Source organism: Bradyrhizobium sp. WYCCWR 13022 (assembly GCF_030435535.1).
In the GTDB taxonomy this organism is placed as follows: Bacteria; Pseudomonadota; Alphaproteobacteria; order Rhizobiales; family Xanthobacteraceae; genus Bradyrhizobium.
The window spans coordinates 191,106-204,046 of the sequence record NZ_JAUIZJ010000010.1; the positions used below are offsets into that span (position 1 = coordinate 191,106).

The 12,941-nt window shown below is 65.9% G+C and carries 14 protein-coding genes; 5 read left to right on the forward strand and 9 right to left on the reverse strand.

Annotated elements, in window-relative coordinates:
* The first annotated feature begins 277 nt into the window (after positions 1-277).
* Together QY049_RS16585 and QY049_RS16590 are read left to right on the forward strand one after the other, a co-directional pair.
* Entirely contained in the window at positions 278-826 is a 549-nt protein-coding gene (locus QY049_RS16585) for a flavin reductase family protein (RefSeq protein ID WP_258765222.1), read from the forward strand.
* Between the two features lie 85 nt (positions 827-911).
* Entirely contained in the window at positions 912-1,067 is a 156-nt protein-coding gene (locus QY049_RS16590; RefSeq protein ID WP_177243026.1) for a hypothetical protein, read from the forward strand.
* A 43-nt stretch (positions 1,068-1,110) separates the two neighbouring features.
* On the opposite strand, the gene QY049_RS16595 is transcribed toward QY049_RS16590, so the two are convergent.
* The 9 genes from QY049_RS16595 to QY049_RS16635 form a co-directional block, all read right to left on the reverse strand.
* Positions 1,111-2,259: a M20 family metallopeptidase gene (locus QY049_RS16595; RefSeq protein ID WP_258765223.1), complete on the reverse strand. Its 1,149-nt coding sequence runs from the start codon at positions 2,257-2,259 to the stop codon at positions 1,111-1,113.
* Positions 2,260-2,438: 179 nt separating this feature from the next.
* On the reverse strand, positions 2,439-3,824 hold the full coding sequence (locus QY049_RS16600; RefSeq protein ID WP_194479719.1) for a sigma-54-dependent Fis family transcriptional regulator: 1,386 nt from the start codon (positions 3,822-3,824) through the stop codon (positions 2,439-2,441).
* Between the two features lie 50 nt (positions 3,825-3,874).
* Entirely contained in the window at positions 3,875-4,225 is a 351-nt protein-coding gene (gene fliN / locus QY049_RS16605) for a flagellar motor switch protein FliN (RefSeq protein WP_194479720.1), read from the reverse strand.
* 3 nt (positions 4,226-4,228) lie between these two features.
* Positions 4,229-4,849 carry a FliH/SctL family protein gene (locus tag QY049_RS16610; RefSeq protein ID WP_194479721.1) on the reverse strand — a complete coding sequence of 207 codons (621 nt, stop codon included), beginning with the start codon at positions 4,847-4,849 and terminating at the stop codon, positions 4,229-4,231.
* Complete coding sequence (fliG, locus tag QY049_RS16615) at positions 4,849-5,943, reverse strand: flagellar motor switch protein FliG (protein WP_194479722.1); 1,095 nt, start codon at positions 5,941-5,943, stop codon at positions 4,849-4,851. The genes QY049_RS16610 and fliG overlap by 1 nt, the downstream gene beginning before the upstream one ends.
* A 14-nt stretch (positions 5,944-5,957) precedes the next feature.
* On the reverse strand, positions 5,958-7,574 hold the full coding sequence (gene fliF, locus QY049_RS16620; RefSeq protein WP_301269623.1) for a flagellar basal-body MS-ring/collar protein FliF: 1,617 nt from the start codon (positions 7,572-7,574) through the stop codon (positions 5,958-5,960).
* A 182-nt stretch (positions 7,575-7,756) separates the two neighbouring features.
* Positions 7,757-8,032, reverse strand: coding sequence for a DUF1153 domain-containing protein (locus QY049_RS16625; RefSeq protein ID WP_002714638.1), 276 nt, complete (start codon positions 8,030-8,032; stop codon positions 7,757-7,759).
* Between the two features lie 273 nt (positions 8,033-8,305).
* Positions 8,306-9,016 (reverse strand): flagellar hook assembly protein FlgD, encoded by a 711-nt coding sequence (locus QY049_RS16630; protein WP_301269624.1) that lies wholly within the window; start codon positions 9,014-9,016, stop codon positions 8,306-8,308.
* A gap of 13 nt (positions 9,017-9,029) precedes the next feature.
* The gene (locus QY049_RS16635) at positions 9,030-10,337 is read right to left on the reverse strand and encodes a flagellar hook-length control protein FliK (protein ID WP_301269625.1); all 1,308 of its coding nucleotides are present in this window, start codon (positions 10,335-10,337) and stop codon (positions 9,030-9,032) included.
* Here QY049_RS16635 and QY049_RS16640 point away from each other — a divergent pair.
* The 3 genes from QY049_RS16640 to QY049_RS16650 all read left to right on the forward strand — a co-directional run bounded on the left by QY049_RS16640 (position 10,330) and on the right by QY049_RS16650 (position 12,927).
* Positions 10,330-10,731, forward strand: coding sequence for a hypothetical protein (locus QY049_RS16640; protein WP_301269626.1), 402 nt, complete (start codon positions 10,330-10,332; stop codon positions 10,729-10,731). The two genes, QY049_RS16635 and QY049_RS16640, sit on opposite strands and share 8 nt — an antisense overlap.
* Positions 10,732-11,025: 294 nt before the next feature.
* Entirely contained in the window at positions 11,026-12,207 is a 1,182-nt protein-coding gene (gene mnmA, locus QY049_RS16645; protein WP_258765225.1) for a tRNA 2-thiouridine(34) synthase MnmA, read from the forward strand.
* A gap of 81 nt (positions 12,208-12,288) precedes the next feature.
* Positions 12,289-12,927: a class I SAM-dependent methyltransferase gene (locus QY049_RS16650; RefSeq protein ID WP_194479727.1), complete on the forward strand. Its 639-nt coding sequence runs from the start codon at positions 12,289-12,291 to the stop codon at positions 12,925-12,927.
* Positions 12,928-12,941 lie beyond the last annotated feature (14 nt).

The following is a 12,941-nucleotide window of genomic DNA, read 5'->3' on the forward strand; positions in this document are numbered from 1 at the left end:
GATGTCATCATGCGCCTGTTTTGCCCGACGAGTCAAATTCTATTTCTGATTATCAGCAGGTGATTGTTTTCGCTTGCCGGGGCTACTGTGCATGGGGTTGTTTTCGGGATTCCGGCTCCTGTGCGCTCCGCCGCGCAGGCCGCGCGCGCGGTCCGGCCGGGCCGGGCGGCCTCGTGGGCTCGATCCTGAGCCACCTTTCGTCGGCGGACGATCGTACCTAAATAGACGGGAGCCCCGCTTCGGGGACTGTGCCAGGAATGTAGTGCCCCGCGATCTCATGACCGAAACTGCCGTCTCGTCCGCCGATTTCCGCGGCGCCATGCGCCACCTCACCGGCGGCGTCAGCATCATCACCGCCGGGCGGGGTAAGGACATCACCGGCATGACGGTCACCTCGGTGACCTCGCTGTCGATCGATCCGCCGACCCTGCTGGTCAGCATCAACCGCGATGCTTCGTCCTTCCCGCTGATCCGCCGCTATGGCGCCTTCGGTGTCAACATCCTCGCGGCTGACCAACTCGACATCGCCGAGCGTTTTGCCGGCAAGGGTGGCCTGAAGGGTGCCGATCGTTTTGCGGGCGCCCAATGGGTGACAGCCACCTCCGGCGTGCCGTTGCTGGTCGGCGCATTGTCCTCCGTCGATTGCGAGGTCGAGGACGTCGTCGAGCGCCATTCGCACGGCATCGTCATCGGCCGCGTCAGGACCATCGGGAATTCGACCCGCACCGCGGCGCTCGCCTATTGGCACGGCCAGTATGTAGCGGTCGGCCAGGACGAGGACGCCGCGCGGCTCGCCGAGGTCGGCGTTCCCGCGCACGGCGTTTGATCGCCGCGCTCAGGCTGGCGTTTTCTCCTTCATCGCTCTAGAAGCCCTTGGGCCTCCCATGGCGGGACGGCCATGGAGCGGAGCTATGAAGCGCGTCGGGACCTGGGCCTTCTACGCCGTCGGCGCGCTGGCGATCGTCTATCTCGCGCTCTACGCCTATGCGATGTTCCGCGGCCAGCCCTTCGTGCCTGGCGATCCCATCCACATTTTCCGCAAGCCCGACGCGCCGAGTTATTCGTAAGATCTCTCCTCGTCATGGCCGGGTTTGAAGGAGGATGCGGCGACTACCCCCGCAAAATCGCCAGCGCCAGCGCCTGTGCGCGCGGCACGATGCTGTCGAGCTCGAGATATTCCTCCGGCGAATGTGCGAGCCCGCCGACCGGCCCGACGCCGCAGATGGTCGGCGTCCCCACCGCGGCGGTGAAGCCGGAATCGGCGCAGCCGCCGGAGAATTCGCCTTGCAGCGTGGTGAGGCCGGCCTGCTTCGCTGCGGCCTGATAGTTTTCGAACAGTGCCTTCGAGCTCTCGCTCTGCACGACAGGCACGAACTCGCCCTTGATCGTCAGCGTCGCGCTGGTGCCGGGCACGTAAGGCGTCGCGATGATCCGTTCGATTTCGGCCATGACAATGGCGCGATCCTTCGGATCGACATAGCGCATGTCGATCTGGCCCTCGGCGTAAGGCGCGGTCGTGTTGACGGACTGGCCGCCCGAGATGAGACCGACATTGAGCGTGATGCCCTTGGTGAGGTCGGTCAGCGCATGGATCTGGATGATCTTGTGCGCGAGCTCGCCGATTGCGCTGATGCCTGCCGCGAAATTGGCGCCGGAATGCGCCGCCTTCCCGGTGATCGCCATGTGCATGAAGATGCCGCCCTTGCGGCTGGTGACGACATTGCCCGTGGGCCGGCCGGGCTCGGAATTGAACACCGCGCGCGCAGAGCGTCCTTCGCGTTCGATGACGGGGCGCGAGGAGGGCGAACCGATCTCCTCGTCCGAGGTGATCAGCAGCTTGATCGGATGCGGGTTGCCGCCGAACTTGTGGAAGGCGGTGGCCACGAAGATGTTCATCACGACGCCGGCCTTCATGTCGGCGACGCCGGGCCCGTAGGCACGCTTGTCCTTGATCGTGAACGGACGCCGTCCGGCCTCGCCCTTGCCGAACACGGTGTCGCGGTGCCCCATCAACAGCACCGGCTTCTCGTTGCTGCCGGGCTTTGCCACCTCCGCATGGATGGCATCGCCAAAGCTGTCATGGCCTTCGCGCCGGAACGGAATGCCGTGCTCGGCAAAATGCCGCTCGAACCGCGCACCGACCGCATCGACGCCTTCCTTGTCGTAGGACCCGGAATCGATGTTCACGACGTCGCGCAACAGGTCGATCATCGCCTGCCGCTGCGACGCCAGCCAATCCGTGATTTGAGCTTCAGACATCTGGTTCCTCGCGTGGTTCTCGCGAGCGGTTATAGGGCCTGGCGCGACGGCGACCTAGTCGCCGAATGCGGTGCGGCCATGTTCACCGATGTCGTCCCGGCGCACGAAGGGTGGCCCCCAAAAGAAAATGCCCGGGGCTGAGCCCGGGCATTCGCATCCTCTCGATGACGGCTGGGGCCTCACGCCCCGACCATCGGCATCCGCGGATATTCACCCGGCGTGCCGGCCGGGGTGATCGGGATGCCGCCGTCGGCGTATTCGTTCAGCTTGTTGCGCAGCGTGCGGATCGAGATGCCGAGGATATTGGCGGCATGGGTCCGGTTGCCGAGGCAGTGCTTGAGTGTCTCCAGGATCAGATCGCGCTCGACGTCGGCGACGGTGCGTCCCACCAGGGCGCGCGTGACCTGCTCGGCGGCCATGGTAGCGTGCGCCACGGCCGGCGCGGTCTTGGCGAGGTCGAGGCGGTCGCCGTCGGGGGTGAGGATCGCGTCGGGTCCGATCTCGTCGCCCTGCGCCATCAGCACCGCACGGTGCATGGTGTTTTCGAGCTCGCGGACGTTGCCCTGCCAGCGGTTGGTGGAGAGCACGCGTTTGGCTTCCGCCGAAATCGGGCGCATCGGCACGCCGTTGGCCTCGGCGTACTTCTTCACGAAATGCTGGGCGAGCTCCATGATGTCGGCGGGACGCTCGCGCAGCGGAGGGATCTTCAGATTCACGACGTTGAGGCGGAACAGCAGGTCCTCGCGGAACGTGCCTTCGCGCACGGCCTCCGCCAGGTTGCGGTTCGAGGTCGCGATGATGCGGATGTCGACCGGCACCGGCTTGGTGCCGCCGACACGGTCGATCACGCGCTCCTGGATGGCGCGCAGCAGCTTCGATTGCAGGCGGACGTCCATCTCGGAGATTTCGTCCAGCAGCAGCGTGCCGCCGGTGGCTTCCTCGAACTTGCCGATGCGGCGGGCGATCGCGCCGGTGAAGGCACCCTTCTCGTGGCCGAACAGCTCGGACTCCAGGAGATGCTCGGGGATCGCGGCGCAGTTGATCGAGATGAACGGGCGTTTGGCGCGGGCCGAGCGGGTATGGACGTAGCGGGCCAGCACTTCCTTGCCCGTGCCGGATTCGCCGGTGATCATCACCGAGGCATCGGAGCCGGCGATCTGCTGCGCCAGCTTGATGACGCGCGCCATGGCGTCGTCGCGATAGACCAGCTCGCGGGAATCGTTGGCGACGGCGGCGAGCACCGCGGCGATCAGCTCCGGCTCCGGCGGCAGCGGGATGTATTCCTTGGCGCCGGCGTGGATCGCGGCGACCGCGGCGCGGGCGTCGTTGGTGATGCCGCAAGCGACGATCGGGGCGTGGATGTGCTCGGCCTCGAGCCGCATCACGAGGTCGCGGATGTCGAGGGCGACGTCGACCAGCAGGAGGTCGGCGCCCTTGCCGCCGCGCAGCACGCGCATCGCCTGCTCGTGATCCTCGGCGTGGGTCACGGTGGCGCCGTTGTCCATCGCGATCTTGGTGGCGGTGGTGAGCTGGCCCTTCAATGTGCCAACGATGAGAAGCCGCATGTGAGTCTCCTGTCCGTCTGTTCGCGCTGCCGCGCTCTATCTCTGTGGCGCTAGCTGCGTTCGGTCTTGATGATTTCGGTCATGGTCACGCCGAGCTTGTCCTCGACGAGGACGACTTCGCCGCGGGCGACGAGCTTGTTGTTGACGTAGATGTCGATGGCCTCGCCGACGCGGCGGTCGAGCTCGAGCACGGTGCCGGGTCCGAGCTTGAGGAGCTCGCCGACATCCATCTTGGAGCGGCCGAGCACCGCCGAGACCTGCACCGGTACGTCGAAGACGGCTTCGAGGTCGGCGGCGACGCGCGCCGCATATTCGTCCTCGTTGTAGCCGATGTCGGCGCCTGCAGGCGGCAGCGGGCCGTTGAGATCGGGCAGCGGGACCTGTCCGTCGTTCTCGCTCATGGCTTAGTTCCCCTTGCGGGACGCGATATAGCGTCCGACCATGTCGTCGATCTTGGCCGCGATGGCGTTGCGCTCCAGCACGACGCCGCCATCGGCCCATTCGATCCGGCAGTCGCCGGTGGCAATCTCGGGCTCGGCCAGGATCACCAGCCGTCCTTCGAACCCGCTCTGCTTGGCGAGCCGCTCGATCTTCTCGCGGGCGCTGTCATAGAGCGCATCGTTGATGCGGACGACGAGATGCGGCGTCGCGACCAGATGCGAGAAGCAGTCCTTGACCAGCCCCATGATCTCGCCGAGCGGCTCGGCGGCGACGAGGTCGGCGCACAGCTTGCGGGCCACGGCGACCGCGACGTCGACCGCCTCGGTCTCCATCTTGGTCTCGATGTTGCCGATGCCGGATGCAATGCCCCGGATCGAGATGTTGATCTCTTCCATCGCGAGCGCGACGCGGCGGTCGCTCTCGGCCTTGGCTTCGCGTTGGCCGGCGGCAAAGCCGTCCTGATAGGCGCGCGCTTCGGCTTCCGCGACCTTCTGCGCGATCTCGGCCGCGCTCGCGCCCTTCTCGCGCGCCCGGTCGGGTGCGGCGAAGTCGGTATCGAACAGGAATTTGGCCGGAGCGCCCATCAATACACCAGTTCGTCGTCAGCGCGGTTCTTGGTCAGCATGATCTCGCCCTTGGCGGCGAGGTCCTTGGCGAGGTTGACCAGCAGCGCCTGGGCCTCGTCGACGTCGCGCAGGCGCACCGGGCCCATCGCGGCCATGTCGTCCTGCAGCATCTTGGCGGCGCGCGAGGACATGTTGCCGAAGAAGAAGTTGCGGACGTCCTCGTTGGCGCTCTTCAGCGCCACGCCGAGCTTGTCCTTGTCGACGTTGCGCATCAGGGTCTGCGCCGAGCCGGAATCGAGTTTCACGAGATCGTCGAATGTGAACATCAGCGCCTTGATGCGCTCGGCCGATTCCCGGTTCTCTTCTTCCAGCGAGGTGATGAAGCGGGTTTCGGTCTGTCGGTCGAAATTGTTGAAGATCTCAGCCATCACCTCGTGGGCGTCGCGGCGGCGGGTCTGCGACAGGTTGGACATGAATTCGGTGCGCAGCGTCTTCTCCACGCTCTCGATCACCTCCTTCTGCACCGCCTCCATCTTCAGCATGCGATTGACGACGTCGAGTGCGAGATCCTCGGGGAAGATGCCGAGCACGCGCGCGGCATGCTCCGGCTTCAGCTTCGACAGCACCACGGCGATGGTCTGCGGATATTCGTTCTTGAGGTAGTTGGCGAGCACCTCTTCCTGCACGTTGGAGAGCTTCTCCCACATGTTGCGACCGGCGGGGCCGCGGATCTCGTCCATGATGCCGTTGACGCGCTCGGGCGCCAGATATTGCTGGAGCAGGCGCTCGGTGGCGTCGAAATTGCCCATCAGCGCGCCCGAGGCCGACATGCGCGAGACGAATTCGAGCAGCATGTCCTCGACCGTGTCGACCTCGACGGTGCCGAGCGTCGACATTTCCAGCGAGAGCTGGCGCACCTCGTCGTCGTCGAGCAGGCCCCAGATCTTGCCGCCATACTGCTCGCCGAGCGCCAGCATCAGGATCGCGGCGCGCTTCGGCCCCGAGAGCGCTTCCTGCTTGGTGCCGGGCGCGCGGCTGCCGGCACGCTGACCGAGCGTGGAGATCACGCTGGTGATGTCGTTCGAGTTTGCGTTCTGCAGACTGGCGGCCATGTCAGTTCACTCGATCATTTCGCGGGTTCGGTCAGCCACTGACGGATGATGGCGACGGTTTCGTTGGGATTGCGCTCGGCGAGTTCGCCGACGCGATGAACGGACTGGGCGTGGACCTGGCCCTGGATGGTGGCGACGTCGATCGCGCTGGCGGCGCCGCTCGGGATCAGCGCCTGGCCGCCGGCAGCCGGCGCGGCTTCGTCCGAAGCGGCAGGGCCGGCGAGGACGCCGGTGATGGCGGCGGCGACTTCGTCGGAGGCGAGGATGCGCTTCACCAGCGGGCGGATCACCATGAACATCACGACCAGGCCGAGCAGCATCATCACGCCGAGCTCGACGAAATACATGATGTCGTCTTTGGTGAACTGAAGCATGCCAAGGAAGCCGGAGGGCTCGGTAATCGGGGCGGTGGAGGGGGCGTCGGCGAAGCGCAAATTGACGACCTCGACCTGGTCGCCGCGCTTCTGGTCGAAGCCGATCGCCGAGCGCACCAGGGTGGCGATGCGGTCGAGCTGCTCCTTGCTGCGATCGGCGTAGGCGAGCTCGCCCTTGTCGTTCTTGGTGTAGATGCCGTCCACCAGGACCGCGACCGAGATGCGGTTGACCCGGCCGGCCTCGGTCACCTCGGTCTTGGTGGTGCGGGAGATCTCGTAATTGTTGGTCTCTTCGGTCTTCTTGCTCTGGTCCTTCGCCGCGACGCCGCTGTTCTGCTGCTGGCCGGGGAGCTCGTTGTTGACCGTGACCTGGCCGTTGTTGTCGGCGGTCATGCTCTGCTCTTCGCGGGTCTGGGTCGAGCGCAGCACGCGGCCCTCGGGATCGAACTTGTCCGAGGTCTGGGTGATCTTGTTGAAGTCGAAATCGGCGGAGAGCTGGACGCGGGCGCGGCCCGAGCCGACCACGGAGGAGACGATGTCCTCGACCTGCTTGCGCAGCCGCTTTTCGAAGGCGATGCGCCGGTCGTCGCCCGCGGCCTGCTCCGGATCGGTGGCGGCGCCGTCGGCGAGCAGCTGGCCGGCCTCGTCCACGATCGAGACCCGCTGCGGCTTCAGGCCGTTGACGGCGGAGGCGACGAGGTGGCGGATGGCGCGGATCTGTTGGGGTTCGAGCGAGCCGCGGACCCTCACCACGATCGAGGCCGACGGCTCCGGCGCCTCGCGCGCGAACAGCGGACGCTCGGGCAGCACGAGGTGAACGCGGGCAGCCTGGATCCGGTCGATGGCGCGGATGGTGCGGGCGAGCTCGCCCTCCAGCGCGCGCAAATGGTTGATATTCTGGACGAAGGACGTGGTGCCGAGCGCGTCCGACTTGTCGAAGACCTCGTAGCCGACGCCGCCGCCCTTGGGCAGGCCGCCCTCGGCGAGCTTCATGCGCAGGCGCGTGACCTTGTCCTTGGGCACCATGATGACGCTGCCGTCATTGCGCAGCTCGTACTGGATGCCTTGGCGGTCCAGGTCCTTGATGATGCTGGAGGAATCCTCCATGCTGAGGTCGGTGAACAGCGTCGTCATCTGCGGCGTGGTGACACGCATGATGACGAACGCGAAGAAGCCGATGAGCGCGGCGGTGACCGCGATCATCGCCCCGAACCGGGCGGCGCCGATACCCTTTAAGAAGTCCGCAAGACCTTGCAAGCAACCGCCCCGACAGATTCGGCTGCTTTCACTGGAAAGGCCGAGTGGGCAATTATTGCCTAGGTGATGGTTTCGATATGGTTAACGAAGGTTAAGAGCTGGGACAAAAGTAGCGACATGAAAAAAATCGACCTCGCAGGGCGAGGCCGATTTTCGTCAAAGGCAGCAGATTTCCGGATTGCTTACTGGCGATATTGCTGAATGCGGGTGGTGCGAAGACCCGCCAGACCATGCTGGTCGATGGAAAACTGCCAGGAGAGGAATTCGTCGACCGTCAGGGTATAACGGCTGCAGGCCTCCTCGAGCGAGAGAAGTCCACCGCGGACGGCGGCAACGACTTCGGCCTTGCGTCGGATGACCCAGCGTTTGGTGCCGGGGGCGGGCAGATCTGCAATCGTCAGCGGACTGCCGTCCGGCCCGATGACGTATTTTACCCTCGGGCGATGGGGTTCTGTCATGGCGTACTCACAAACTCTCAACCACTGAACTCACGCCGTAACCCTAACCGTGCCGGCTTAAAAATCCGCTAAGCCTAAGGCTTCAATACAATTCTCGTTGAAACTGGCTGGAACGACGCGGGTCCGGCGGGCTGAAAACACTGTTGCAGCCGGCCGAGCGGGGGTCTTCGTAAATACTTTACTAACGCCGAACGACATTTGGCGGGGCAGCACGAGCCCAGGAACTCTGATCCACCTCTCCCCGCTGGGAGAGGTGGCGGACCGAGACAAGCCTTAGTTGCTGCTCGTCGCGATGATGCTCTTCACCTGGCTCAGCGTGTAGCTGTTGCCGTCGATCGAGAGCAGCGGCGGCGACTGGGTCAGGTCGACGGAATTCACCACGCCCTGCACCTGCGCGGCGATGCCGACACTGTTGCCGGAGGCGTCCTTGCCGGTCGCCGAGATCGTGTATTTGCCGTCCGGCCATTGCGTGCCGTCATTGCCCTGGCCGTTCCAGGTGAAGGGAATGTCGCTGCCGGCGCCCGCGGTGTATTTGCCTGTGAACACGGTCTGGCCGCTGGAATTGGCGATGGAGATGTCGACCGTGGCGCTGGTGGGCACGTTGAGGTGCCAGGTCGCCGACGAGCTCGTCATGGTCGCGGTGGTGCCGTCGACCACGGCAGTCTTGCCGACGAAGCCGAGCGCCTGGGTCGCCTGCGTGGTCTGCTGCAAGGTGACGAGCTGCGACAGCGAGTCGTTGGTCTTGAGCTGCTGCTCGACGCCGGCGAACTGCACCAGCTGCTGGGTGAACTGGTTGGTGTCGAGCGGATCGAGCGGGTTCTGGTTCTGGAGCTGCGTGGTCAGCAGCGTCAAAAACGTCTGGAAATTGCCGGCGAGCGTCGCGCCGGTGGACGAGCTGAGGCTCGAGTTCGACGAGGAGGATGACGAGGTCGGCGTCGTGCCTGACACGACTGACGGTGCGGTGGCGGCATTCGTGGTGGTCATTGCCTGATACTCCTCACACTCTGATATCGACGCCGCTGCTCGCTCCGAGCATGCGGCCATAGCTGCGGCTGACGGGCGCGGTCGCGGCCTGATCGTCCTCGCTGACGATCAGGCGGCGGGAATTGCCGGAATTGTCGTTGTTCTGGCCGGTGTTTTGCCCCGACGAATTCTGGTCGCGCAGGCTGAAGGAGAGCCCGTTGCTGCCGGTCTTGAGGCCGGCGTCGTCGAGCGCGCGCTGCAATTGCGGGGCGTCCTGCCGCAGCATCTGCAGCGTCTCCGGCTTCTCGACGGTGAGATGCGAGGTGACCTGGCCGTTACGATCGACGTTGATACGGACGTCGATGCGGCCGAGATCGATCGGATCGAGGCTGATGTCGAAGCGCGTCTTGCCGGCGCGTGCGGCGGCCGCGATCTCGACCGGGATGCCGCTGATCGGCACGGCGTTCGGGTTGGCCACGGTCGCGGTGAGTGTCGCGGTGGAAGCAGTAGCCGCCGACGTCGTGGTGGTCAGCGGCGCCTGCACGGCGTTGGCGGCCTGCGCGCTGGCGTCGGTCGTCGCAGCGGCAACCGCTTGCGTGTCGGCATGAGCATGCGTGGCCGGCGCGGCCGGCGTCGCATCAGTGGTGCGATCGGTGGAAGCGGCCTTCGCATCGGCGGCAGCGCTATCTGCCGGAGGCTTGGCGGTTTGCGGATGCGCGGCGGCATTGGTCGCCGTCGGCACGGTCGCGGGATTTTGCGCGGTGGTCGTGGCCTGCCCTGTCTTGCCGCCGTCCTGGCCGATATTGGAGACGTCGGTCTGCCCCTGCGTTGTTACGGCGGCCTTGAACGACGTTTTCGGCGTGCCCTGATCGACCGTGGTGAGCTGCGCGGCGTTTGCCGTGGCATCGGTTGCGGTGGCGTCGGCGCTCGCAGTCGCGCCGTCGATGAGCGCAGCCTTCGCGTCGGTAGTCTTGGCATCGCCGGACTTCGCCGTCTTGCCGGTCGCGTCCGTCTTGGCACCTGATATCTGCGCCGCGGTGGAAGCGCTGGCGGCGATGCCGGCCGCGGCGATCGTCAACGGCGAGGAGGCGGTGTTGGCGGCGGCCTGGTTCGCCGCAGCATTCGGATCGACCGGCACAGCGGGCGCGGCGACGGGAACGGCGGTCGGATCGGGCGTCGCCGCCGGCGCTGCGGCAGCCTGCGCGGCGGCTGAGGCATCCACCGCGGCGGCGAGGCCGTCGGTGCTGTCGGTCTTGTCGCTCTTGGTGCCGTCGGACTTGTCGTCCGACTTGCCGGCGAAGGTGTCAGCCTTGTCCTTGGTCTTGCCATCAGCCTTGGTCAAGCCGGCCGGCGTGTCGTTGGTGGTGGTCGTCGTCGCGGAATCGGTGCTGTCGTTCGCCTTGTTCTGCGGGGAGGAGTCGGCCGCGGAACTGTCGCGCGTGCTCCGGTCCGACGAAGAAGAGGAGGACGGCGACGAGGAATCAGTCCGCCGCGGAGCTGGGTCCTGGGTCGAGGACGAGGCGCTGTTGCTGATGGCCTGGGTGTTGCTGTCGACCAGCGCGCCGAAGGAGTCGCTCGGGGTCGTGTCCTTGGTGCTCTGCGACCGGGCAGGCTTCTGCTGCGTGCTGGAAACCTGCGCGCTTGCCGCTACGTCTGACGTACCACCGACCACAGGCGACCCCTTGAAAACATCTGCGGGTCAGGAGGTCAGCAAGGAGCGGGCCAAACCTGCTTGATCGATCTTTTTGCATCAAAATCAAATAGTTAAGGAATCTTTCGCGCCGCCCCAAGCTCTCTCAAAACCCCGTCATTTCTGCCGCCCCGGCAAGAATTGCCCTAAAGCTTGGGGCGGGCATGATTGCTTCACCGGAATGCCGCCTATATTAAAGGGTGCTCTCAGCCGCTTTCGACCGGGCCAGCCAGTGCCCCGAGGGACCTAAGGGTTCCCGGGGATTACTGACGTCCCGGTCCGAGAGACCGGGGAGCGCATCAGGAATCGCGGGTTTCCGCCGTTACGTCAGCTTAGGCCCATGCTCAACAGTCTGGATCTCGAAGGCCGTCCCGAGGATACCAGGGTCGTCGTTGCCATGTCGGGCGGCGTCGACTCCTCGACCACGGCTGCGCTGTTGAAGGCCGAGGGCTACGACGTCGTCGGCATCACGCTGCAGCTCTACGACCATGGCGCGGCGACCCACCGCAAGGGCGCCTGCTGCGCCGGCCAGGACATCCACGACGCCCGGGACGTCGCGGCCAAGCTCGGCATTCCCCATTACGTGCTCGATTACGAAGACCGCTTCCGCGAGTCCGTCATCGACAACTTTGCGGACTCCTACGCGCTCGGTGAAACGCCGGTGCCGTGCATCGAGTGCAACCGCTCGGTCAAATTCCGCGACCTGCTCAAGACCGCGCGCGAACTCGGCGCCCAGGCGCTCGCCACCGGCCATTACGTTGCCTCGCGCCGCCGCGACGACGGCTCGCGCGCGCTGGTTTGCGCCGCCGACAGCGACCGCGACCAGAGCTACTTCCTGTTCGCGACCACGCAGGAGCAACTCGACTTCCTGCGCTTCCCGCTCGGCGACATGACCAAGCCCGAGACGCGCGAGCTCGCGCGTCGGTTTGGCCTCTCCGTCGCCGACAAGCATGACAGCCAGGACATCTGCTTCGTGCCGACGGGCCGCTACACCGACATCATCACGCGACTGCGTCCGAACGCGATGGACCCCGGCGACATCGTCGATCTCGACGGCCGCGTGCTCGGCCAGCATCACGGCATCGCCAATTTCACCGTCGGCCAGCGCCGCGGTCTCGGCATCGCCGCCAGTGCACCCCTGTTCGTGGTGCGGCTGGACGCCGCCAATCGCCGCGTCGTCGTCGGCCCGCGCGATGCGCTGAAGATGCACCGCATCGCACTTCGCGATGTCAACTGGATCGGCGGCGGCGACATCGATCGTGCGGTTGGCTCTGGTCTCGAGCTGTTTGTCCGCGTGCGCTCGACCCGCGCGCCGCAGCCGGCCTGGCTGCGCGGCGCTGACGGTCACTATGAGGTCGAGCTCGTCGCCGGCGAAGAGGGCGTCTCACCCGGCCAGGCCTGCGTATTTTATGACGCGCCCTCAGGGCAGGCGCGCGTGCTCGGCGGCGGCTTCATCCAGAGCGCTGCGGCGAAGACCGGCGCAGCCACGTCGCGCCCGCTCGCGGAAGCCGTCCGCGGCTGATCATCATGAGATCTGGCGCAACCGGTCGGGCTGGGTTCACCTCTCCCCGACGGGGAAAGGTGAAGTAAGGGGCTGGGGGGCATGGCAGCAGACATCTCGCGGGCGGGGGTCGAGAAGGCCTATGGCCGCTGGGCGCCGGTCTATGATCTCGTGTTCGGCAAGGTGTTCGACGCCGGCAGGCAGTCGACCATCGCCGAGGCCGACCGCATCGGCGGCCGCATCCTCGACGTCGGCGTCGGCACCGGTCTTTCACTCTCCGATTATTCGCGCACCACGAAGATCTGCGGCGTCGATATTTCCGAGCCGATGCTGCGCAAGGCGCAACAACGCGTGCGGGCCCTACGCCTCTCCAATGTCGAAGTGCTCTCGGTGATGGACGCGAAGAACCTCGCGTTCCCCGATGCCTCGTTCGATGCGGTGGTCGCGCAATATGTCATCACCGCGGTGCCCGATCCCGAAGGTACGCTCGACGAGTTCGTGCGCGTGCTCAAGCCCGGCGGCGAGCTGATCCTGGTCAACCACATCGGCGCCGAGAGCGGCCCGCGCAAGCTGTTCGAGCTGGCCTTCGCGCCGATCGCCCGCCGCCTCGGCTGGCGCCCGGAATTCCCCTGGGACCGCCTCGTCACCTGGGCCGCCAGGCATGGCGGCGTCACGCTGACCGAACGCCGCCCCATGCCGCCGATGGGCCATTTCTCGCTGATCCGCTACCACAAATCGTAATCTTCGAGGCGGAA